Origin of the sequence: Enterobacter cloacae complex sp. IR53030 (assembly GCF_049238365.1) — a bacterium.
Taxonomy (GTDB): Bacteria; Pseudomonadota; Gammaproteobacteria; order Enterobacterales; family Enterobacteriaceae; genus Enterobacter; species Enterobacter kobei.
In genome coordinates this window covers 339,628-363,584 of sequence record NZ_JBMKHA010000001.1, presented here as the reverse complement: position 1 = coordinate 363,584, position 23,957 = coordinate 339,628, and the positions used below count along the sequence as shown (strand labels likewise).

General features: G+C 54.3%; 17 protein-coding genes. 5 read left to right on the top strand and 12 right to left on the bottom strand.

Going from position 1 to position 23,957, the window contains the following annotated elements:
• Positions 1–9: 9 nt before the first annotated feature.
• The gene (gene serC, locus ACOTXR_RS01740) at positions 10–1,098 is read right to left on the bottom strand and encodes a 3-phosphoserine/phosphohydroxythreonine transaminase (RefSeq protein WP_023332545.1); all 1,089 of its coding nucleotides are present in this window, start codon (positions 1,096–1,098) and stop codon (positions 10–12) included.
• A 162-nt stretch (positions 1,099–1,260) separates the two neighbouring features.
• Positions 1,261–1,953, bottom strand: a complete 693-nt coding sequence (locus tag ACOTXR_RS01735; RefSeq protein WP_023332544.1) for a DUF421 domain-containing protein — start codon at positions 1,951–1,953, stop codon at positions 1,261–1,263.
• 127 nt (positions 1,954–2,080) lie between these two features.
• On the opposite strand from ACOTXR_RS01735, the gene ycaO reads away from it, so the two are divergent.
• The 4 genes from ycaO to pflA all read left to right on the top strand — a co-directional run bounded on the left by ycaO (position 2,081) and on the right by pflA (position 8,383).
• Positions 2,081–3,841, top strand: a complete 1,761-nt coding sequence (gene ycaO, locus ACOTXR_RS01730; protein WP_014883215.1) for a 30S ribosomal protein S12 methylthiotransferase accessory factor YcaO — start codon at positions 2,081–2,083, stop codon at positions 3,839–3,841.
• Positions 3,842–4,247: 406 nt separating this feature from the next.
• Positions 4,248–5,105, top strand: a complete 858-nt coding sequence (focA, locus tag ACOTXR_RS01725; RefSeq protein WP_014883214.1) for a formate transporter FocA — start codon at positions 4,248–4,250, stop codon at positions 5,103–5,105.
• Positions 5,106–5,156: 51 nt separating this feature from the next.
• Positions 5,157–7,439 (top strand): formate C-acetyltransferase, encoded by a 2,283-nt coding sequence (gene pflB, locus ACOTXR_RS01720; protein WP_058691167.1) that lies wholly within the window; start codon positions 5,157–5,159, stop codon positions 7,437–7,439.
• 203 nt (positions 7,440–7,642) lie between these two features.
• Entirely contained in the window at positions 7,643–8,383 is a 741-nt protein-coding gene (gene pflA / locus ACOTXR_RS01715) for a pyruvate formate lyase 1-activating protein (protein ID WP_014883212.1), read from the top strand.
• Between the two features lie 36 nt (positions 8,384–8,419).
• Here pflA and ACOTXR_RS01710 read toward each other — a convergent pair whose 3' ends face one another.
• The 10 genes from ACOTXR_RS01710 to lrp all read right to left on the bottom strand — a co-directional run bounded on the left by ACOTXR_RS01710 (position 8,420) and on the right by lrp (position 22,441).
• Entirely contained in the window at positions 8,420–8,941 is a 522-nt protein-coding gene (locus ACOTXR_RS01710; RefSeq protein ID WP_023332541.1) for an anti-virulence regulator CigR family protein, read from the bottom strand.
• A gap of 123 nt (positions 8,942–9,064) precedes the next feature.
• Entirely contained in the window at positions 9,065–10,213 is a 1,149-nt protein-coding gene (locus ACOTXR_RS01705) for an MFS transporter (RefSeq protein WP_014883210.1), read from the bottom strand.
• A 274-nt stretch (positions 10,214–10,487) separates the two neighbouring features.
• The gene (locus ACOTXR_RS01700; RefSeq protein WP_014883209.1) at positions 10,488–11,351 is read right to left on the bottom strand and encodes a dimethyl sulfoxide reductase anchor subunit family protein; all 864 of its coding nucleotides are present in this window, start codon (positions 11,349–11,351) and stop codon (positions 10,488–10,490) included.
• Position 11,352: 1 nt separating this feature from the next.
• The gene (locus ACOTXR_RS01695) at positions 11,353–11,970 is read right to left on the bottom strand and encodes a DMSO/selenate family reductase complex B subunit (protein ID WP_014883208.1); all 618 of its coding nucleotides are present in this window, start codon (positions 11,968–11,970) and stop codon (positions 11,353–11,355) included.
• A 10-nt stretch (positions 11,971–11,980) separates the two neighbouring features.
• A complete protein-coding gene (gene dmsA, locus ACOTXR_RS01690; RefSeq protein ID WP_058691168.1) occupies positions 11,981–14,425 on the bottom strand; it encodes a dimethylsulfoxide reductase subunit A in 2,445 nt (814 codons plus the stop codon).
• Positions 14,426–14,637: 212 nt separating this feature from the next.
• Entirely contained in the window at positions 14,638–15,930 is a 1,293-nt protein-coding gene (gene serS / locus ACOTXR_RS01685; RefSeq protein ID WP_023332538.1) for a serine--tRNA ligase, read from the bottom strand.
• Between the two features lie 92 nt (positions 15,931–16,022).
• Positions 16,023–17,366 (bottom strand): replication-associated recombination protein RarA, encoded by a 1,344-nt coding sequence (gene rarA / locus ACOTXR_RS01680; protein WP_023338207.1) that lies wholly within the window; start codon positions 17,364–17,366, stop codon positions 16,023–16,025.
• A gap of 9 nt (positions 17,367–17,375) precedes the next feature.
• Positions 17,376–17,990 (bottom strand): outer membrane lipoprotein chaperone LolA, encoded by a 615-nt coding sequence (gene lolA, locus ACOTXR_RS01675; protein WP_014883204.1) that lies wholly within the window; start codon positions 17,988–17,990, stop codon positions 17,376–17,378.
• Between the two features lie 128 nt (positions 17,991–18,118).
• Positions 18,119–21,811, bottom strand: a complete 3,693-nt coding sequence (locus ACOTXR_RS01670) for a DNA translocase FtsK 4TM domain-containing protein (protein ID WP_078309756.1) — start codon at positions 21,809–21,811, stop codon at positions 18,119–18,121.
• A gap of 135 nt (positions 21,812–21,946) precedes the next feature.
• On the bottom strand, positions 21,947–22,441 hold the full coding sequence (gene lrp / locus ACOTXR_RS01665) for a leucine-responsive transcriptional regulator Lrp (RefSeq protein WP_000228469.1): 495 nt from the start codon (positions 22,439–22,441) through the stop codon (positions 21,947–21,949).
• 544 nt (positions 22,442–22,985) lie between these two features.
• Here lrp and trxB point away from each other — a divergent pair.
• Positions 22,986–23,954: a thioredoxin-disulfide reductase gene (gene trxB / locus ACOTXR_RS01660; RefSeq protein WP_023332535.1), complete on the top strand. Its 969-nt coding sequence runs from the start codon at positions 22,986–22,988 to the stop codon at positions 23,952–23,954.
• The last annotated feature ends 3 nt before the right edge of the window (positions 23,955–23,957 follow it).

Here is a 23,957-nt window from a genome sequence, read left to right as displayed (position 1 = left end):
ACAGCGCGATTAACCGTGGCGACGTTCGAAGTCGATCATGAAATCGGTCAGAGCTTTAACCCCTTCCAGCGGCATCGCGTTATAAATAGAGGCGCGCATCCCCCCCACCACACGGTGGCCTTTCAGCGCATGCAGACCTGCCGCGAAGGACTCTTTCAGGAACACGTTGTCCAGGTTGCTGTCTGCCAGCTGGAACGGCACGTTCATGCGGGAGCGGTTAGCTTTCGCCACATCGTTACGGTAGAAATCGCTTTTGTCGATCACGCCGTACAGCAGTTCAGCTTTCTGCTGATTGACCTTGTCCATCTGCGCCACACCGCCGTTTTGCTTCAGCCATTTGAAGACCAGGCCCGAGAGGTACCAGGCAAACGTCGGTGGCGTGTTGAACATGGAGTCGTTATCGTTCAGCACGGTGTAGTCGAGAATCGACGGGCAAGACTTATGCGCTTTACCCAGCAGATCTTCACGTACAATGACGATTGTCAGGCCCGCAGGACCGATATTTTTCTGTGCGCCTGCATAGATAACGCCGTAGCGGCTGACATCAATCGGGGCAGAAAGAATGGTGGAGGAGAAGTCGGCGGCAACCACAACATCGCTGGCGAAGTTTGGCGTCTCGTCGATGGCAATCCCGTCGATAGTTTCGTTCGGGCAGTAGTGGAGATAGGCTGCGTTATCAGAAAGCTGCCATTCGCTCATGGGCTTCACGGCGCGCAGACCGTCAACGGTCACTTTGGCGTCGATAACGTTCGGCGTGCAGTATTTGTGCGCTTCTTTAACGGCACTTGCCGCCCAGTAGCCCGCATCAACGTAGTCAGCCGTCGTTTTATCGCCAAGGATATTCAGCGGTACGCCAGCAAACTGGCCGCGTCCGCCGCCGTGACAGAACAATACTTTGTAGTTCGAGGGAATATTCAGCAGATCGCGAAAATCCTTTTCTGCCTCTTCCGCCACCTGAATAAACTCTTTACCACGGTGGCTGATTTCCATCACCGACGTACCGAGACCGTTCCAGTCACAAAGTTCCTGTTGAGCCTGTTTAAGCACGTCTGCCGGTAACATCGCCGGACCTGAACTGAAATTAAAGACTTGAGCCATTTCCCCTCACCACGCTAAAAGCCATAAGTTATAACTGTGGATATCGGTTTTATCATTCAGTGACACGCGCCGCAATGTCTAAAACTTATGACCCGTGAAATGTGGCTCACATCACACAAAACAATCTGCCGCCTCGCCAGGACAAAACCGACAAAATGGCTGTCAGGTGATCCGTTTAGCCCGGCTAACCTTCGTCCATTCTGGATTCGTACAGCGAGGGCATAATTGATGATCGCCTGCCTTCATAACCACCACATGGCTGCATTTTATACAGGCATACTCGCCCGTATCGGGGACGGTTTTGTATCGCTCAATGAGCATATCCGGCAGGATGCATAACCCCGGCTTCACCTCGTCATCATGATAGTAATACACGCTGATTTGACCGTTCGTTTCCATAATGGCCAGACGCACCTGTCCGAGTTGTTCGACGCTGTTCAGACGCAATTCCATAAAAAATTCGAACTCGGTCATATTGGCACTTTGCACATTTTCCCAGGCCAACTGTCCGTCTTCGACAATCACAACAGGCTTCCCTTCCAGCAGATCTTCCAGCTTTTCGCTCTTCGACATCAGCCACATCACAAGGCGGTACAGCAGCGCCAGCGAGACAAAGACGATAAAGACCGGCACCATCGGCACATCGTCATAAAAGGCGACATCCCCCGCCGCTGACCCCAGCGTGAGGATGATTAACACCTCAAAAAGCGACATCTGCCGCACACCGCGACGGCCCGTAATCTTGAGAAACAGAAAGACAAGAACGAAGGTATACAGGCTCCGCAAAGCCACTTCGCCTAAAAACTCGGGGGGAACTTTGTCAAACGCCATCCGCTGGAGATCAAATGCTTTCATTTTTCTATGCCTTAACAGTCAGTTACTGCCACTAAGCATAGCCCAGCCTTTTATTTTCGCCGAAGATAGCACCCGTCACGCAAAACCCGTATCATTGCGCGCTTTACGTACGATAAAAGTGAACGCCATGACTCAAACGTTTATCCCCGGCAAAGACGCCGCTCTGGAAGATTCCATCGCTCGCTTCCAGCAGAAACTGACCGACCTGGGTTTTAACATCGAAGAAGCCTCCTGGCTCAATCCGGTGCCCCATGTCTGGTCCGTCCATATTCGCGACAAAGAGTGTGCCCTGTGCTTTACCAACGGGAAAGGCGCGACTAAAAAAGCGGCACTGGCCTCCGCGCTGGGTGAGTATTTTGAGCGTCTGTCCACCAACTATTTCTTCGCTGACTTCTGGTTGGGCGAAACCATCGCTAACGGCCCATTCGTTCACTATCCGAACGAAAAATGGTTCCCGCTGACCGAAGACGATGAACTGCCGGAAGGTATTCTCGACGCCCGCCTGCGTGCGTTCTACGATCCAGAAAACGAACTGACCGCCAGCATGCTGATCGATCTGCAGTCTGGTAACGAAGATCGTGGTATCTGCGCCCTGCCGTTCACCCGCCAGTCTGACGAGCAGACCGTGTATATTCCGATGAACATCGTCGGCAACCTGTATGTGTCTAACGGCATGTCCGCCGGTAACACCCGCAACGAAGCGCGCGTTCAGGGCTTGTCAGAAGTGTTCGAGCGTCACATTAAAAACCGCATTATTGCCGAATCTATCAGCCTGCCTGAAATTCCGGCCGACGTGCTGGCGCGTTATCCGGGCGTGGTGGAGTCCATCGCCAAACTCGAAGCGGAAGGTTTCCCAATCTTCGCCTACGATGGCTCACTGGGCGGTAAATATCCGGTGATCTGCGTGGTGCTGTTTAACCCAGAAAACGGCACCTGCTTCGCCTCCTTCGGCGCGCACCCTGACTTCGGCGTGGCGCTGGAGCGTACCGTCACCGAACTGCTGCAGGGCCGTAGCCTGAAAGATCTCGACGTCTTCACACCGCCAACCTTTGACGATGAAGAAGTGGCGGAGCATACCAACCTCGAAACCCACTTCATCGATTCCAGCGGCCTGATCTCCTGGGATATGTTTAAGCAGGACGCAGACTATCCGTTCGTAGACTGGAGCTTTGCCGGCACCACGGAAGAAGAGTTCGCCACGCTGATGGCCATCTTTAACGCCGAAGATCAGGAAGTCTACATTGCCGACTACGAACACCTGGGCGTTTACGCATGCCGCATCATTGTGCCGGGCATGTCCGACATCTACCCTGCTGAAGATCTGTGGCTGGCGAACAACAGCATGGGCGCGCACCTGCGCGAAACCCTGCTTGCTCTGCCAGGCAGCGAGTGGGAAAAAGAGGATTATCTGAACCTGATCGCCCAACTGGACGAAGAAGGTCACGATGATTTCACTCGCGTGCGTGAACTGCTGGGCCTGGCGACGGGTAAAGACAACGGCTGGTATACCCTGCGTATCGGGGAGCTGAAAGCGATGCTGGCGCTGGCTGGCGGCGATCTGGATCAGGCCCTGGCCTGGACGGAATGGACGATGGAATTCAACCAGTCGGTCTTCTCTGCCGAGCGCACCAACTATTACCGTTGCCTGCAAACCCTGCTGCTGCTTTCGCAGGAAGAGGATCGTGAGCCACTGCAATACCTGAACGCTTTCGTGCGTATGTACGGTGCTGAAGCGGTTGAAGCCGCCAGCGCGGCGCTCAGCGGTGAAGAGCCATTCTACGGTCTGCAGGCCGTGGACAGCGATCTGAAAGCCTTCCCGGCGCACCAGTCGCTGCTCAAGGCCTATGAAAAGCTGCAGAAAGCAAAAGCCGCTTACTGGTCAAAATAAGCGCATATAACATTAGCAGCAGTAGGCGTATTCAATCGTCTGGGCTATATTACGGGGCAATTTCATTGCCCCGTTTTTTATTTTTTTCGGTAATGATTGCTGATTGTAATAATAAAGTTAAACATGGGTAAATATAATAATCTTTACCCGGGCTTTATTGTTACTTTTTATGGTAAATACTCCATATTAATTAACTGTTTCGGAGGGGGCCGAACGAAATAATTCAACTCTTTTCATAACTTTTAAAATTTATTTTTATACGGATAATCAATTACTTACTCCGCATTTGCTGTAAAACTATACACACTGCGGGCCTATAAGCCAGGCGAGATATGATCTATATCAATTTCTCTTCTATAATGCTTTGTTAGTATCTCGTCGCCGACTTAATAAAGAGAGAGTTAGTGTGAAAGCTGACAACCCTTTTGATCTTTTACTCCCCGCCGCGATGGCAAAAGTTGCCGAAGAAGCGGGTGTCTATAAAGCAACGAAACACCCGATGAAGACGTTCTATCTGGCGATTACTGCTGGTGTGTTCATCTCAATCGCTTTCGTCTTCTACATCACTGCCACTACCGGTACTGCTGCCATGCCTTTCGGCATAGCCAAACTGATTGGCGGCATTTGCTTCTCACTGGGTCTGATTCTTTGCGTCATCTGCGGTGCCGACCTCTTCACCTCAACGGTGCTGATTGTCGTGGCAAAAGCCAGCGGAAGAATTACCTGGGGTCAACTGGCGCGCAACTGGCTTAACGTCTACGTTGGCAACCTGATTGGCTGTCTGCTCTTTGTTCTGTTGATGTGGCTTTCTGGCGAGTACATGACCGCCAACGGCGGCTGGGGGCTTAACGTCCTGCAAACCGCCGACCACAAAATGCACCACACATTTATCGAAGCCGTTGCTCTCGGCATCCTTGCAAACCTGATGGTCTGCCTGGCGGTCTGGATGAGCTATTCTGGTCGTAGCCTGATGGATAAAGCCATGATTATGGTTCTGCCGGTTGCGATGTTTGTTGCCAGCGGCTTTGAGCACAGTATTGCGAATATGTTCATGATCCCGATGGGGATTGTTATCCGCAACTTTGCAAGCCCGGAGTTCTGGACCGCAATTGGTTCATCCCCGGAAAGTTTCTCTCACCTGACTATTATGAATTTCATTACTGATAACCTGATCCCCGTCACTATCGGGAACATTATCGGTGGGGGTCTGTTAGTTGGGTTGACATACTGGGTCATTTACCTGCGTGGCGACGACCATCATTGATGGTTATCTCAGGCAGTAAATAAAAAATCCACTTAAGAAGGTAGGTGTTACATGTCCGAGCTTAATGAAAAGTTAGCCACAGCCTGGGAAGGTTTTGCGAAAGGTGACTGGCAGAATGAAGTCAACGTCCGTGACTTCATTCAGAAAAACTATACCCCGTATGAAGGTGACGAATCCTTCCTGGCTGGCGCAACTGACGCGACCACCAAGCTGTGGGACAGCGTAATGGAAGGCGTTAAACTGGAAAACCGCACTCACGCGCCAGTTGATTTTGACACCTCCGTTGCTTCCACCATCACTTCTCACGATGCTGGCTATATCAACAAAGCCCTTGAGAAAATCGTTGGTCTGCAAACTGAAGCACCACTGAAACGCGCAATCATCCCGTTCGGTGGTATCAAAATGGTTGAAGGTTCCTGCAAAGCGTATAACCGCGAGCTGGACCCAATGCTGAAAAAAATCTTTACCGAATACCGTAAAACCCACAACCAGGGTGTATTCGATGTTTACACCAAAGACATTCTGAACTGCCGTAAATCTGGCGTTCTGACTGGTCTGCCAGATGCGTATGGCCGTGGCCGTATCATTGGTGACTACCGTCGCGTTGCGCTGTACGGTATCGACTTCCTGATGAAAGACAAATACGCGCAGTTTGTTTCCCTGCAGTCTGACCTGGAAAACGGCGTAAACCTGGAAGCGACTATCCGTCTGCGTGAAGAAATTGCTGAACAGCACCGTGCGCTGGGTCAGATCAAAGAGATGGCAGCGAAATATGGCTGCGATATCTCTGGTCCTGCAACCAACGCCCAGGAAGCTATCCAGTGGACCTACTTCGGCTACCTGGCCGCTGTTAAGTCTCAGAATGGTGCAGCAATGTCCTTCGGCCGCGTATCCACCTTCCTGGATGCGTACATCGAACGTGACCTGAAAGCAGGTAAAATCACCGAGCAAGACGCTCAGGAAATGATTGACCACCTGGTCATGAAACTGCGTATGGTTCGCTTCCTGCGTACCCCAGAATACGATGAACTGTTCTCTGGTGACCCAATCTGGGCAACCGAATCTATCGGTGGTATGGGCGTTGACGGCCGTACACTGGTCACCAAAAACAGCTTCCGCTTCCTGAACACCCTGTACACCATGGGTCCTTCTCCGGAGCCGAACATCACCGTTCTGTGGTCTGAAAAACTGCCTCTGAACTTCAAGAAATTCGCCGCTAAAGTGTCCATCGACACCTCTTCTCTGCAGTACGAGAACGATGACCTGATGCGTCCGGACTTCAACAACGACGATTACGCTATCGCTTGCTGCGTAAGCCCAATGGTTGTTGGTAAACAAATGCAGTTCTTCGGTGCGCGTGCAAACCTGGCGAAAACCATGCTGTACGCCATCAACGGCGGCGTTGATGAAAAACTGAAAATGCAGGTGGGTCCTAAGTCTGAGCCAATCAAAGGCGACGTTCTGAACTTCGACGAAGTGATGGAGCGTATGGATCACTTCATGGACTGGCTGGCTAAACAGTACGTCACTGCGCTGAACGTTATCCACTACATGCACGACAAGTACAGCTACGAAGCCTCTCTGATGGCGCTGCACGACCGTGACGTTATCCGCACCATGGCGTGTGGTATCGCAGGTCTGTCCGTTGCTGCTGACTCCCTGTCTGCAATCAAATACGCGAAAGTTAAACCAATTCGTGACGAAGACGGCCTGGCTGTAGACTTCGAAATCGAAGGCGAGTATCCGCAGTTTGGTAACAACGACGCTCGCGTTGATGACATGGCGGTTGACCTGGTAGAACGTTTCATGAAGAAAATTCAGAAACTGACTACCTACCGTAACGCTATCCCGACTCAGTCTGTTCTGACCATCACTTCTAACGTTGTGTATGGTAAGAAAACCGGTAACACCCCAGACGGTCGTCGTGCTGGCGCGCCATTCGGACCAGGTGCTAACCCAATGCACGGTCGTGACCAGAAAGGTGCGGTAGCCTCTCTGACCTCCGTTGCTAAACTGCCGTTTGCCTACGCGAAAGATGGTATCTCTTATACCTTCTCCATCGTGCCAAACGCGCTGGGTAAAGACGACGAAGTGCGTAAAACTAACCTCGCGGGTCTGATGGATGGTTACTTCCACCACGAAGCGTCCATCGAAGGTGGTCAGCACCTGAACGTGAACGTAATGAACCGTGAAATGCTGCTCGATGCGATGGAACATCCTGAGAAATATCCTCAGCTGACCATCCGTGTATCTGGCTACGCAGTACGTTTTAACTCCCTGACTAAAGAACAGCAGCAGGACGTTATCACCCGTACTTTCACTCAGTCCATGTAAGTGGAATTGACTGAAATCACGCGTTAAAAGGCGTACAATAAAGGCTCCACGCAAGTGGGGCCTTTTTAACACCCTCGCTTCATCAGTCTCTTTTGTCCGCTATCTATACTGAATGGATAACAGCCAAAACAGACTCGACATAGCCTTTGAGCTGTGCAACTACATAGGCCCCCGGATGGGCCAAATTCGGAGATCTCACCGCAATGTCAACTATTGGTCGCATTCACTCCTTTGAATCCTGTGGCACCGTCGATGGCCCGGGTATCCGCTTTATTACCTTCTTCCAGGGCTGCCTGATGCGCTGCCTGTACTGCCACAACCGCGACACGTGGGACACTCATGGTGGGAAAGAAGTCACCGTGGAAGATCTGATGAAAGAGGTGGTGACCTATCGCCACTTTATGAACGCGTCCGGCGGCGGCGTGACCGCATCCGGCGGCGAAGCCATTCTTCAGGCTGAATTTGTCCGCGACTGGTTCCGCGCCTGCCGCAAGGAAGGCATTCACACCTGTCTCGATACCAACGGCTTCGTGCGCCGCTACGATCCGGTTATTGATGAACTGCTCGAAGTGACCGATCTGGTGATGCTCGATCTCAAACAGATGAATGATGAGATCCACCAGAATCTGGTTGGCGTTTCCAACCACCGTACGCTGGAATTTGCGAAATACATTGCCGACAAAGGCATCAAAACCTGGATCCGCTATGTTGTTGTTCCCGGCTGGTCAGATGATGACGACTCTGCGCACCGCCTGGGGGAATTTACCCGCGACATGGGCAACGTCGAGAAAATTGAGCTTCTGCCCTATCACGAACTCGGCAAACATAAATGGGTGGCGATGGGTGAAGAGTACAAACTTGATGGCGTGAAGCCACCGAAAAAAGAGACGATGGAGCGCGTGAAAGGTATTCTTGAGCAGTATGGCCACAAGGTCATGTATTAAAGAAAAGGCCCGGTGAGAACCGGGCCTTTTTAAATTCTATTTAAAGACGCCGTTAATAACGGAAGTCACAATCGCCGTACTCAGCGCAATTAAGACCAGATCGTCACCCACCACGCGCCATTCATAACCTGGGTAGGATGGAAGCTGGCCGAGCATAGAGGCTGGCACGGTTTTCTTCGCAATACCCGGAGGAAGCGGTTTACCGCGGGCCAGGTTTTTCGCAATACCCGGAGGCAGAGACTCATAGCCCGTTAAGCCGTAATTCAGTGCCAGGTGACGGGCATGATCGAAGCTCACGCGCGCGTCAACATCATTGCCGACATCTTTGCTGCTTTTAAAGCTCTTATCAGATTTCCCTGGGTTATCCTGACCGCTATTTTGCTTATTACCATGGTTACCAGAGTTCCCGTTACCATGATTGCCGCCATTACCTTGTCCGCCACCGTTGCCGTGACCACCGCCATTCCCGTTTCCTGGATTAGCCATGACCGGAGCCGCTGCAAACGTTAAAGACAACACTACGGCAAGTGCGGTAGTGGAAAAACGACGTTTAGACATGATTGTTGCCTTTTAGTGGTAGAACTCATTTGAATTATCGCCGGGCGGGGAAAACAAACAATACGTAAAAGTCTTATATATGACAGGGACAAAAAAGCCTGTCATTGACAGGCTTTTATTTAATCAGGCGTGCGCCACAGGCGTTGGATGCTCGCCTGCTTTGCGCAGCAGCATTAAGAGATAAATAAACGACACGCTGGCGATCATGATAAACAGCAAATTGTCAGAATAACTCTGCATCAGCATCGCGGTAAATGTTGGTCCCAGCAGGCTGCCGATGGTATAGCTTAATAACAGCGCCTGGTTCATCGCCACCAGCTGGTGATGTTCAACTTTCTCACAGGCCCACGCCATCGCGACCGGATAAAGCGTGAACCCCGCTGCCCCAAGGATAAACAGCGCTGGGGCCATCGCGGCGTTGCTGAGCATAGCAAGACAGCCCATGATCACCACAAAGACCTGAACGCGCAGCACCAGCAGGCGACCGAAGCGATCGGCCAGGCGGCCAATCGGCCACTGGCCGACAATCCCCGCGCTCACCATGACCGCCATCCAGAAACCAATCCCGGCATCGCTGACACCCTGATGGTTCAGGTAGAGCGGCATAAGACCATAGAGCGAGCCCAGAACAATCCCCGAGATAATGCAGCCATTCACTCCCAGACGCGCCTGGCGCAGCCTCAGCATCGGCCAGATGTGGGTCGCTTCCTGATGCTCACTTTTCTGGTTAACGATACGCGTAAAGAGCAGCGGCAGGATCGCCGCCAGCACCATACCGGTTACCCATGGCAGCACGCTCATCAGGTCCGTTGGCAGTTTGCTGACCATCAGTTGTCCCAGCACGGTGCCCACATAGTAAACCATCATATAGGCTGCCAGCAGGCGCCCGCGGTTACGTGACGTGCCGCTGCACATCAGCGCACTTTCAACAACCACCCAAATCATCGCGCAACCGACACCGGCGATAAAGCGCCACGCCATCCAGCTCCAGAAGCCGACCATCAGACCCAATCCGGCACACCCGGCGGCGAAAATCAGCGAAGCCAGATAATAGCTGCGATTAAAGCCAAAGCGTTTAATCAGGCTACCGGTTAATAATGTGCCCAGCAGGTTCCCGGTGAAAAAGGACGAGCTAACCATACCCACCTGCCAGGTCGGTAAGTTTTCATGGGCGAGCCACAGCGGGACGAGCGTATTCAACACTGCGATCGCCAGGGTCAGCAGAAGCAGGCCACAGAGCAACAGTAGCACTGGCCGGGTATAGGTGGTCATGGATTAAAAACCGTGAGGAAGTTCAGATTTCGTGCGCATCATGCCACTGGCAAAAACAAAGTCAATCCACTGATTTAGCCGGCTCGCACGATATGTTCCCTGTCGATTTAAAAAACTTATCCTGCTAATGCAGTGCCTGCTATAGATATTAATTATGTCTCTGTTTTTATTTATTAATGGTAGAAATTAAAACAAAACGACAGTCGAAAAATTTCATGAATGAAAAAAGAAAAGCCGGGCGCTATGTCCCGGCTTTTTATAACAAAAAATAAGATTAGCTGGCGATGGCCATACCGACCGTCATATGCAGACCATAAAAGACGCCACGACCAATCAACTCCCCTGCCAGCACCAGCACAAAGGCCAGTGATAACAACGGCAGAGCAGGCTGGTAGCCTTTTAGCTGAGGCGCGATCCAGAATACCAACGCCGCTACCAGCAGCACGATACGCCAGGCCATCAGAGAACCGTAATCCGGCACCAGCGCAGAGGCCTGCTGAATGGAGCTATGAATGGTGGCCAGCTCAGCACCCTGCATCAGAGCAACGATTGCACTCACCACCAGCGCCAGCAGCGATACGGCTGGCAGCAAACGCATGGCCCAGCCGTCTACCCCCGCCACGCGCAACAGCAGATAGCCGAGCAGCGGCCCGCCGATAAACATCGTCAGGAAGAAGCTCATTGGCGTCCAGACGCTGTACCAGGTAGGGACGGTATCAATGGTGTTATAGACACGCACCATCATCCACACAAACACCACGCCCAGCACCATGGTCACGATCAGCCAGAGGCTACGCAGACCTGCAGGCAATTTTTTAAGCGCTGCCAGCAACCAGCCCAGCCCGCCGATGGCGAAGAAAATCGCCCCGCTGGCAATCTCGTTACTTAGGGACGATGCCCCCACGCGGTTAAGCGAGTTAAACGCGCGCATCGGTGAGCCCAGGTGCAGCGTAGAGGCGATAAAACCAATCCCCATCAGCACCCACAGGCCAAACATGCTCAACACTAAACGCTGCTGCTGTTCAGCAGTGAGTTGACCTTTCAGCAGTGCCAGCGCGAGCACGATGAAGCCACCCGCCACGCACTGACCAAAGACCGTGAAGATCATCAGCGGCCATTCATGCCATCCACTTCCCATCTCACACCTCCTTCGGGTTTGCCAGGTAGCCGGTGGTATCACCTGTAGGACGGCTGTTGGCGTTAGGTTTAATCACAATACTCGGTTTCGTGAAGTGCGCGGACGGCAGCGGTGCTACCGCAGCAAGCTGACCATGTTTTTGACGCAGTTCTTCAATAGGGCCAAAGTCCAGCGCGCGCAGCGGACAGGACTCGACGCAGATCGGTTTTTTGCCATCCGCGACGCGAGAGTGGCAGCCGTCGCACTTGGTCATATGCCCTTTGGCGGCATTGTACTGAGGTGCGCCGTACGGGCAGGCCATATGGCAGTAGCGGCAGCCGATACAAACATCTTCATCCACGACCACGAAACCGTCTTCACGCTTGTGCATCGCCCCGCTCGGACAGACCTTCGTACAGGCAGGGTCTTCGCAGTGGTTACAGGCAATCGACAGGTAATAGGCAAACACGTTCTGATGCCAGACACCGTTATCTTCCTGCCAGTCGCCTCCGGCGTATTCGTAGATGCGACGGAAACTCACGTCTGGGGTGAGATCTTTGTAATCTTTACAGGCCAGCTCGCAGGTTTTGCACCCGGTGCAACGGCTGGAATCAATGAAAAATCCATACTGGGTTGTCATCGGTTACTCCTTAAACCTTTTCAACCTGAACAAGGTTTGTGTGAGACGGGTTGCCTTTCGCCAGCGGCGACGGACGCTGCGTGGTCAGTACGTTAATGCTGCCTGCCTGATCGATGCGGTTGGCATCAGGGCTGTACCATGCCCCTTCTCCCAGCGCCACGACGCCTGGCATCATGCGTGGCGTGACTTTGGCTTCAATGTGCACCTCACCGCGGCCGTTGAAGATGCGCACGCGATCGCCATTGTTAATACCACGCGCTTTCGCATCCATCGGGTTGATCCACATCTCCTGGCGGCAGGCGGCTTTCAGTACGTCGACGTTACCGTAGGTGGAGTGAACGCGCGCTTTATAGTGGAAACCGGTCAACTGCAGCGGGAATTTCGCCGTGAGCGGATCGTTATAGTTTTCGAATCCTGGCGTGTAGATCGGCAGCGGATCGATAACGTCCCCCTCCGGCAGCTCCCAGGTAGACGCAATTTTTGCCAGTTCTTCGGAGTAGATTTCAATTTTGCCCGACGGCGTAGTCAGCGGGTTCGCCTGCGGATCTTCGCGGAACGCTTTGTAGGCAACGTGATGCCCTTCAGGATCGCGCTGTTTGTACATGCCCTGCTTGCGAAAGGTATCGAAATCCGGCAGGTCTGGGATGGCTCTGCGGGAGAGTTCATGCAGATGGCGCATCCAGCCTTCCTGAGTACGTCCCTCGGTAAACTGCTGCTCAACGCCCAGACGCTTCGCCAGCTCGGAGGTCATCTCATAGATGGTTTTGCACTCGAAGCGCGGTTTGATCGCCTGATCGGTGAAGATCACGTAAGACATGTTGCCGCAGGAGGCATCCAGCGCGAAGTCCATCTGCTCAGACGCGGTGCAGTCCGGCAGCAGAATGTCGGCGTATTTTGCCGAGGAGGTCATGTGGCAGTCGATCACCACAATCATCTCGCACTTCTTGTCGTCCTGCAGGATTTCATGAGTGCGGTTGATTTCCGAATGCTGGTTGATAAGACAGTTACCGGCGTAGTTCCAGATCATCTTGATCGGCACGTCCAGCTTGTCCTTACCGCGCACGCCGTCGCGCAAGGCGGTCATTTCCGGGCCACGTTCAATCGCATCGGTCCACATAAACATGGAAATGCTGGTTTGCACCGGGTTGTCCAGCGTTGGCATACGTTCAAACGGGACTTCATATGAGCCTTCACGCGCACCAGTGTTACCACCATGAATCCCCACGTTGCCGGTCAGAATGGAGAGCATGGAGATTGCGCGGGTGGCAATTTCACCGTTCGCATGACGCTGCGGTCCCCACCCCTGGCTGATATAGGCCGGTTTGGCTGAGCCAATCTCACGCGCCAGTTGAACAATACGCTCGACCGGAATACCGGTGATGGTAGACGCCCACTCCGGCGTTTTCGCCACGCCGTCGCTGCCCTGACCGAGAATATACGCCTTGTAGTGGCCATTAGCTGGGGCACTGGCTGGCAGGGTTTTCTCGTCATAACCGACGCAGTATTTATCCAGGAACGGCTGATCGACGAGATTTTCAGTGATCATCACCCACGCCAGCGCGGAGACCAGCGCGGCATCGGTACCTGGGCGGATTGGGATCCACTCATCTTCGCGCCCTGCACCGGTGTCGGTATAGCGTGGATCGATAATGATCATGCGGGCATTGGATTTAGCACGCGCCTGTTCGAGGTAGTAGGTCACCCCGCCGCCGCTCATACGCGTTTCACCCGGATTGTTCCCGAACAGAACGACCAGCTTGCTGTTTTCGATATCAGACGGGCTGTTGCCGTCTGCCCAGCCACCGTAGGTGTAATTCAGTCCTGCGGCGATTTGTGCAGAGGAGTAGTCACCATAGTGGTTAAGATAACCGCCGCAGCAGTTCATCAGACGCGCCACCAGCGTTTTTCCCGGTGGCCAGGAGCGGGTTAGCGTGCCGCCCAGCGTTCCGGTACCGTAGTTCAGGTAGATGGATTCGTTGCCATACTCTTTGATCAGCCGCTGCATATTGGTGGCGATAATATCGTAGGCTTCATCCCAGCTAATGCGCTCGAACTTCCCTTCCCCACGTTTACCCACGCGCTTCATTGGGTACTTAAGACGATCCGGATTATAGACGCGACGACGCATGGAGCGGCCACGCAGACAGGCGCGAACCTGGTGTAACCCTTCGTAGTTATCGTCCCCGGTATTGTCGGTTTCGACATATTTTATTTCGCCATCCACTACGTGCATACGCAGCGGGCAACGGCTACCGCAGTTTACCGTACAGGCACTCCACACCACTTTTTCCGGGACTGAGGCCGGGGATAGTGCATCCGCCGCTGACGCCAGTCGGGTAAAAGGGAGCGTGAAAGCGCTGCTGGCTACAGCCAGGCCGCCTATTGCCGTGGTTTTCATCAAACCACGGCGAGTGACCTCGGCAGCCAGCAATTCTTCAGGCGCGTTGATTTTCATAGAGACTCACTTTGGTTGCTCACAAAGAAAAGAGAGGCGGCACAAACCGCTATGTAGTTTTATATATAACGAAATTATTCGTTATCAGCTTTTTCTGCTGACTTTCATTCGGAGGAGTATTACTACTTTAGAGGCAGGGGGTATTGCGTCGTATCAATTCACAGGCATAAAAAAAGCGCCCGAAGGCGCTTTTTTTGTTTTGAGGCACATATTTAGCCGATGTACTGCTGACCTTTCATGTATGGGCGCAGCACTTCAGGGATCTCAATACGGCCATCTGCCTGCTGATAGTTTTCCAGCACGGCAACCAGCGTACGACCCACAGCCAGACCAGAACCGTTCAGGGTATGAACCAGACGGGTTTTCTTGTCAGATTTACTGCGGCAGCGTGCCTGCATGCGGCGCGCCTGGAAATCCCAGACGTTAGAGCAGGAGGAGATTTCACGGTAGGTGTTCTGCGCAGGTACCCACACTTCCAGGTCGAAGGTTTTGCAGGCACCAAAGCCCATATCACCGGTGCACAGCGCCATACGACGATACGGCAGGCCCAGCAGCTCGAGGACTTTCTCGGCGTGACCCGTCATCTCTTCCAGCGCGTCCATGGAGTCTTCCGGACGAACAATCTGCACCATCTCGACTTTATCGAACTGGTGCATACGGATCAGACCACGGGTGTCGCGGCCATAAGATCCCGCTTCAGAACGGAAGCACGGAGAGTGTGCGGTCAGTTTGATCGGCAGTTCGTCTTCGTCGATGATCTCATCACGCACGAGGTTAGTCAGCGGCACTTCTGCGGTAGGGATCAGCGCATAGTTGCTGCTGTCCGCTTCTTCATCCAGCGGACGGGTATGGAACAGGTCGCCGGCAAATTTCGGCAGCTGACCCGTACCGTACAGCGTATCGTGGTTGACCAGATACGGGACGTAGGTTTCGCTGTAACCGTGCTGCTCGGTGTGCAGATCCAGCATGAACTGGGCCAGCGCACGGTGCAGATGGGCAATTTGGCCTTTCATCACCACGAAGCGAGAACCGGTCAGCTTAACCGCGGCCGCAAAGTCCAGACCCGCGTGCATTTCGCCCAGCGTGACGTGATCGCGCACCTCGAAGTCGAACTCGCGAGGCGTACCCCAGCGTTTCACTTCAACGTTGTCGTTCTCGTCTTTGCCGACAGGCACGCTGTCGTCAGGAATGTTCGGGATCGCCAGCGCAATATCGCGAATTTCGGCCTGAAGAACGTCCAGCTCGGCTTTCGCCTGATCCAGCTCTTCACCCAGTTTGTTCACTTCCAGGCGTAATGGCTCAATATCTTCCCCGCGCGCTTTCGCCTGGCCAATGGATTTCGATCGAGAATTACGCTCTGCCTGCAGATTTTCAGTTTGTACCTGCAGAACTTTACGACGCTCTTCAAGAGCGCGCAGCTTATCTACATCCAGCTTAAAGCCCCGGCGTGCCAGTTTTTCAGCGACTGCGTCTGGCTCATTACGCAGCAGATTGGGATCGAGCATGCTTATCCTGTGCTTATCGAATTAAAATAGGAAAATGTGACCACAGCCTGCGGTCACAAGGATACTATGCCAACATTACCGCAACGATCGAACTAACGGTAGCGTTTTATAGGGCTATTTTGATCCTGTCCGGCGAGCCAGGTGAGCTTTTCACCAATCTTGCCCTCAAGACCTCTGTTTGTAGGGTGATAATAGCGGGTTTGTGCCATTTCCTGCGGGAAATACTCCTCCCCGGCGGCATAGGCGTTGGGCTCGTCATGCGCATAGCGATACTCCTGCCCGTAGCCCATCTCCTTCATCAGTTTGGTTGGCGCGTTGCGCAGATGAACCGGCACATCGTAATCCGGGCGTTCACGTGCGTCCGACATCGCGGCCTTAAACGCGGTATAGACAGCATTGCTTTTCGGCGCGCAGGCCAGATAGACAATCGCCTGCGCAATCGCACGCTCGCCTTCTGCTGGGCCCACGCGGGTAAAGCAGTCCCAGGCAGAAAGGGCAACCTGCATGGCGCGCGGGTCAGCATTGCCGACATCTTCTGAGGCAATGGCCAGACAGCGGCGCGCCACGTACAGCGGATCGCCACCCGCGGTGATTATGCGTGCGTACCAGTAAAGCGCCGCATCCGGGGCGCTGCCGCGGACGGACTTATGCAACGCCGAGATCAGGTCGTAGAAACGATCGCCTTTATTATCAAAACGCGCGCTGCGCTCACCGGCAATTTCGGTCAGGAGTTCCGGCTTCAGCACCCGCTTTCCGGCATCATCCACTTCGGCCATATCGGCCATCATTTCCAGGGTGTTCAGCGCGCGGCGCGCATCGCCATTAACCAGCTCCGCAATCGCCCTGCGCGTTTCGTCAGGCAGAACGATATCCTGCCCGCCGTAGCCGCGTGCTTTATCGTCCATCGCCTGGGTCAGAACCTTTTCGATATCCTCGGTGGTCAGGGATTTGAGCAGGTAAACGCGGGCGCGAGAGAGCAGCGCCGAATTCAGTTCAAACGAGGGGTTTTCGGTGGTCGCGCCGATGAAGAAAATTGTGCCGTCTTCAATATGCGGCAGAAAAGCATCCTGCTGGCTCTTGTTGAAGCGGTGAACTTCGTCGACAAAGAGGATGGTGCGGCGCCCGGCATTACGGTTCTGACGCGCGCGCTCGATTGCCTCGCGGATCTCCTTTACGCCGGACGTGACCGCCGAGATACGTTCTACGTCAGCGTTGGCATAGCGGGCAATCACTTCAGCGAGGGTCGTTTTACCGGTCCCGGGTGGTCCCCAGAGGATCATGGAGTGCAAATGCCCGGCCTCAATGGCCCGCGGCAAGGGTTTCCCCGCAGCCAGCAAGTGCTGCTGGCCGATGTACTGCGCTAAATTTTCTGGCCGCATACGAGCGGCCAGAGGTTGAAACGCATTATCTGAAAAATCGAGCGACAGATTGCTCACTCATGCCTCTTACTTATTGCGTTGGTCGTCCACCGTTACGCCCTGCGGCGGGGTGAAGGTGAATTTCGATGCATCCACGGCGCCGTTCTGCTGAGACTTGAGCTGGTAGCTGCTGCGCTGATCGTCCTGCTCAACCGCGCCGAACTGATTGATAGTCCCGTTGGTGCTGACGTTGATGGTGAACTGCTTCAGGTTGCCGTTGCTGCCTTTCGGCGTCAGGACAAACTCATCACCGTTCTGCTTAATATTGTACTGCTGCCAGTCGCTGGCCTGGTTGCGGGCAATCAGCATAAATGGCGTATTGCTGGTGGCATCTTTCAACCAGGTTGCCGTGGCCTGCTCAACGAACGGGTTGAAGAACCACAGTGTTTTACCGTCAGAGACCAGGATGCTCTCATCCGGCTGAGTCATGTGCCAGTTAAACAGATTCGGGCGTTTTACCCACAAATCTCCCTGACCTTCCTGCACCGCGTTGCCGCTGCCGTCAGTCACTTTCTGTGTGAAGCTGGCGTGGAAGCTGCTCACTTTATCCAGTCGGCTTTTAAGGTCGCTGGCCGCATCAGCCCAGACGCTGCTGGCAACAAAACTGGTGAGTAATGCACAGGCGATGGCGATTTTTTTCATTGTTATTCCTTAAAATACGTCTTCCCGAAATGGGGTTTCCGTCATCTATTCTGGACCTGCCCGAAGGCAGGCGACAGAAGAAAATGCTTAATTTTGGCTGATTTACCCTTCTTTGCAATCGCTGAAGGTTAATCAAACGGCGGCGGCGCCAGCACCTCGCGGTTACCGTTATGCCCCTGCTCGCTCACGATGCCCTGGGCTTCCATCTGTTCGATGATACGCGCCGCGCGGTTATAGCCAATGCGGAACTGACGCTGGACGCCAGAGATCGAGGCTTTACGTTTTTCGGTGACGAAATTAACCGCCTGATCGAATAACGGATCCAGCTCTTCGCCGCCGTCAAAGCCACCGCCGCCGCCTTCGCTTTCCGTATCGCTGGTAATACCGTCCACATATTGTGGGCGACCGCGTGCTTTCCAGTCCTGCACGACGGCGTGAACTTCCTCATCGCGGACGAACGCACCGTGGACACGCACCGGAGAGGTGGAGTTCGGGCCGGAATAGAGCATGTCACCCATACCCAGCAGCGACTCTGCGCCGCCCTGGTCAAGAATGGTACGGGAGTCAATTTTACTTGATACGGTAAAAGCGATACGCGTCGGAATGTTCGCTTTGATAAGACCCGTAATAACGTCCACCGAAGGACGCTGGGTGGCCAGCACAAGGTGAATACCGGCCGCACGCGCTTTCTGCGCCAGACGAGCAATCAACTCTTCCACCTTCTTACCGACGGTCATCATCAGGTCAGCAAACTCATCCACCAGCACGACGATGTAAGGCAGTTTTTCCAGCACCGGATGCTGGGCATCCATGCTATCGCCCGGCTTCCAGTAAGGATCCGGAATCGGACGTCCCATGCGCATCGCCTGAGCGATTTTCTCGTTATAACCGGCCAGGTTACGCACGCCCAATGCAGACATCAACTTGTAGCGGCGTTCCATCTCGTTGACGCTCCAGCGCAGGGCGTTGGCAGCGTCTTTCATGTCGGTGACCACTTCCGTCAGCAGATGCGGGATACCTTCGTAGACGGACAGTTCGAGCATTTTCGGGTCGATCATGATGAAACGCACATCTTCCGGCTGCGCTTTGTAGAGCATGCTGAGGATCATGGCGTTCACCCCGACGGACTTACCGGAACCGGTCGTACCGGCCACCAGCAGGTGAGGCATTTTCGCGAGGTCTGCCACCACCGGATCGCCGGCGATATCTTTACCCAGCACCACGGTCAGCGGAGAGGGGTTATCACGGAACTTGGTGTTGTCCAGCACTTCACGCAGGTAGACGGTCTGACGTTTTTTGTTCGGCAGTTCAAGACCCACGTAAGGTTTACCCGGAATCACTTCCACCACACGCACCGCCACGGTCGACAGAGAACGCGCCAGGTCACGAGACAGGTTAGAAATACGCGCGGCTTTTACGCCCGGCGCCAGGTTCAGTTCGAAACGGGTGATGACCGGACCCGGGGAGTAGTTCACCACATCCGCCTTAATGCGGAAGTCAGCCAGACGGGCTTCCACCAGACGGGCCATCTGCTCCAGAGCAAAAGTATCAACCGGCTCGACTTCAGCAGGGGGCGGCGTCAGCAGATCCAGTGACGGCAGCGGCGTGCTTGGACGCTGCAGCGGACGGCTGTCACCGTTACGCATCAGCAGCGGGTGAATCAGGCTCTCCTGCGGCTGTGGCGCTGGCTGCTGGAACTGCGGCGGCTGGTGTTGTGGCTGCTGCGGTTGAGCATACGGCTGCTGAACCGGTTGTTGCGGCTGCGCGTAGGCCTGCGGGGCAGGCTGCTGACGCACAGGTTCAGCTTCAGGCATCACGCTCGGGGTAAATAAAGGCTCACTCGGACCATCATCCACCAGGTCTTTCATTGGTGAGAACTCGAAATCAGACAACGAGAACGGGTTGGCACCCGTTGGCTGTTCCCCGGAGTAGCGCTGCTGTTGCGTTGCCGCGAACTGACGCGCTAACTCTGCCTCTGCTGCTTCATCTTCATCGTCCAGAGCGGGCTCATCGTGCTGGTATTCTTCACCGTAGCGTTGATTCTGCTGTGCCGCGAACTGGCGAGCCAGTTCGTCCTGCTGCATGTCTTCTGCGTCATCTTCGTAGTCCGGCTCACGTGCTTTTTCTTCGGCCATACGCTGGGATGGCAGTTTGATGCCGTAAGAGGCAAGTTCACGACGGGTAGGAACGCGAACGCGGTTAGGGCGTGGCAACTGTGGACCAATCCCCTCTTTCACCTGAGGACGCGGTGCGCCACCCGTAGCCAGGCTGAAGACAGGTGCGGCAGCAGCAGCGGCCACGGTGGCCTGCTTCACGCTTTCCGCGACAGGTGCAACCGCAGGCGTCGCGTCGACCGGCGGAACCGAAACTGAAGGTGCCTTCGTAACGGGCTCCTGCGCGGGTTCAGGCACAGGCTGATACCAGGCCGCCAGCTGCTCGCGTTCACGGGCGCGGCGTTCTTCAACTTCTTCAAAATAGTACATTGGCGGACGAGACGGTTTCACCTCTTCCATCACCTCAGGTTCAGGCTGAGGCTCAGCATATGGCTGCGCAGGTTCAACCGGTTCAGGCACATATTCCTGATACGGCTGTGCCACAGGCTGCTCATAGTGCTGCGGTTCATACTCAGGTTGCGGCGGCTGGTAAGGCTGCTGCCACGGTTCCTGCTGCACAGGAATATAGCTTTCAGGTTCAGGCGCGATAACGGGCTCCGGCGTATGAACACCGGGCGCGGTCTGCCACGCAACGTTTGGCTGCTGAATAACGGATTCTGGTGGTGGAACCGGCGCGGAGGGCATCACGGCTTCGACAGGCGCGGCATACGCCTGCGCGGCCGTCGTGGCGGCTGCGGCTGCCGCAACCGGTGCGGTGACCGTATGGCCGTTCAGCAGCGGATCGTATTCGTCAAATTCACCCGGGGTAGCACGGCTGCCGGAGAACAGCACATCATCAGGATCGACAGCGGCACCCGCGGCACGGTACTCAACCTGCTCGTCTTCATCCATACGTTTACCGGAGAAGAGCGCGGCATCCGTTTTGCGTCCAAGCGGGTTGGCAAATTTTTCCGCGACGCGCTGGCGACGCGCCAGGGCACCGCGCAGAATACGGGCACGACGAGATTCACGACGCGGTACCGGGGCCTCGTCTTCCTCTTCGTACTCCTCCTCTTCATAGTCGTCATCATCGACCCACGTATCGTCGCGACGGGTCCGGTTGCTGGCGAACGTCAGGATCGTGAGAATAAAGCTGCCGATTTTTTCGGCAATGCTCACCCATGACCAGCCGGTAAACAGCGTCAATCCTGCCGCCCAGATGCACAGCAGCGCCAGCGTGCCACCGCTGCTGTGCAGCATGGGCTGTAACGCAGAACTGAGCAGGCTACCAATGACCCCGCCGGAGGCGAAGTACCAGATGTCATCGGCGTTAATCGCCGCCAGCCCGCAGGAGGTGAGGATCAATGCCAGCGCGCCAATCAGGCGCAGGGAAACCGCAAAATAGTCGATGTAATCATCGTTCTGACGATGACGCCATGCAAACCAGCATCCGCCGATGATAATGACGGGAATGGTGTAGGCCATCACACCGAATATGAAAAAGAGCGTGTCCGCAAGCCAGGCACCGGGTACACCACCTAGATTATGGATAGGTTCATGCCATGCGGTTTGTGACCAGCTGGGATCGGAAGGGTTGAAACTGAGTAAGGCTGCCATCAGCCAGACGGCAAAAAGGGCAATAACAATCAGCAAAGCCTCGAGGAGACGACGTCCGCTGCTTAGCTTCGATAGTGTGACTTCTTTGTCTTCAGTGTATTCCTGGCTCAAGAAAGGCTCTCCAGGTATCAGGCATATCCTGCCTGTTTGCTAAAACGGACAACAGCGCCGGGACTCCCCGGCACTGTTGCTGTATGGATTAACAGGAGTGTAATCAAACTACGCTGATTTTGCACCTGTTCCGTGTTAGCGCGTCTTAATAACCAGACGATTGCTCTGTTTGACCTCTTCCATCACCACATAAGTACGGGTGTCGTTCACGCCTGGCAGACGCAGCAGGGTTTCCCCCAGCAGCTTACGGTAGGCGGACATATCAGGCACACGGGTTTTCAACAGGTAGTCGAAATCACCGGACACCAGGTGACACTCTTGAATTTCTTCAAGTTTTTGTACAGCGGCGTTAAATTGCTCAAACACATCCGGTGCACCACGATTCAGAGTAATCTCAACAAATACCAGAAGTGAGGCATCCAGATAATGCGGGTTCAGCAGAGCCGTATAGCCCTGAATAAAACCCTGTCTTTCCAGTCGGCGCACACGCTCAAGGCACGGCGTCGGGGAAAGACCCACACGTTTTGAAAGCTCGACGTTGGAAATACGCCCATCCTTTTGCAATTCATTAAGAATGTTACGATCGATACGGTCGAGATCTTTGCCAGGGCGCTTCTTGCTATCTACCATTATTATTGTCTCTCTGTATTCCTTCCCTACTCCTGCCTGGACCCTGTGCACATCACTGTTCAGAGCCTGTACCCGTTAGTCATCACATCGCCTGGTTATGTATTTGACGCGATGCGGATTCGGGTTCTATTGGTAAGAAGACCGTTGCCCGAAGGCCGTCACCGACATCACGTATGGCGTCTGTCCACGCCATGCGTAGATTTCACTGACACGGTAAAAATGGCATTTACGTGCATGCCTATGCGGCATACGGTTAACGCGGTTTTTTTTCTTCCTTGAATGTTTTCGCAAAAGCGCAGGGGATTGTCAAAGCAAAACATCGATTTTTAGTACAAGATGCCGGATATTCATTACGGAGGGGTATTAATCCTCATTTTACTGCCTTATAAACGCGCGATTTTCAGAAGCAGACGTGATAACACTGCGTCATATCCATCGAGCGTAGCTATTGCATATATCGAAAGCAAAACTCCAGTGCTCTTTTTTTACGGCAACAAATTCCCTACAATCCAGCCCATTGCCTGCCAACAACAATGGGGATCTCATGGGCACGACCAAACACAGTAAGTTGCTAATCCTTGGTTCCGGACCTGCGGGATATACCGCGGCGGTCTATGCTGCACGCGCTAACCTGCAACCGGTACTGATCACCGGTATGGAAAAAGGCGGTCAGCTGACCACCACCACAGAAGTGGAAAACTGGCCGGGCGACCCGAACGACCTGACCGGGCCGCTGCTGATGGAGCGCATGCACGAGCATGCCGCGAAATTCGAAACTGAAATCCTGTTCGACCATATAAACAAGGTCGATCTTCAGAACCGTCCGTTCCGCCTGACGGGTGACAGCGGCGAGTACACCTGTGACGCGCTGATTATCGCCACCGGCGCCTCTGCCCGCTACCTCGGCCTGCCGTCTGAAGAAGCGTTTAAAGGCCGCGGCGTCTCTGCCTGCGCAACCTGCGACGGTTTCTTCTATCGCAACCAGAAAGTCGCGGTTATCGGCGGCGGCAACACCGCGGTGGAAGAAGCGCTCTACCTGGCAAACATCGCCTCTGAAGTGCACCTGATCCACCGTCGTGACACTTTCCGCGCCGAGAAGATCCTGATCAAACGTCTGATGGATAAAGTGGCGAGCGGCAACATCGTGCTGCACACCAATCGCACCCTGGAAGAAGTAACGGGCGATCAGATGGGCGTTGCCGGACTGCGCATTCGTGACACCCAGAACACCGATAACGTCGAAACGCTGGACGTGGCTGGCCTGTTTGTGGCAATCGGTCACAGCCCGAATACCGCCATCTTCGAAGGTCAGCTGGAACTGGAAAACGGCTACATCAAGGTGCAGTCTGGTATTCACGGTAATGCAACTCAAACCAGCGTCCCTGGCGTGTTCGCTGCTGGTGACGTGATGGACCATATTTACCGTCAGGCGATCACCTCTGCGGGCACCGGCTGTATGGCCGCGCTGGACGCAGAACGCTATCTTGATGGACTGGCTGAACAAGGTAAATAATCT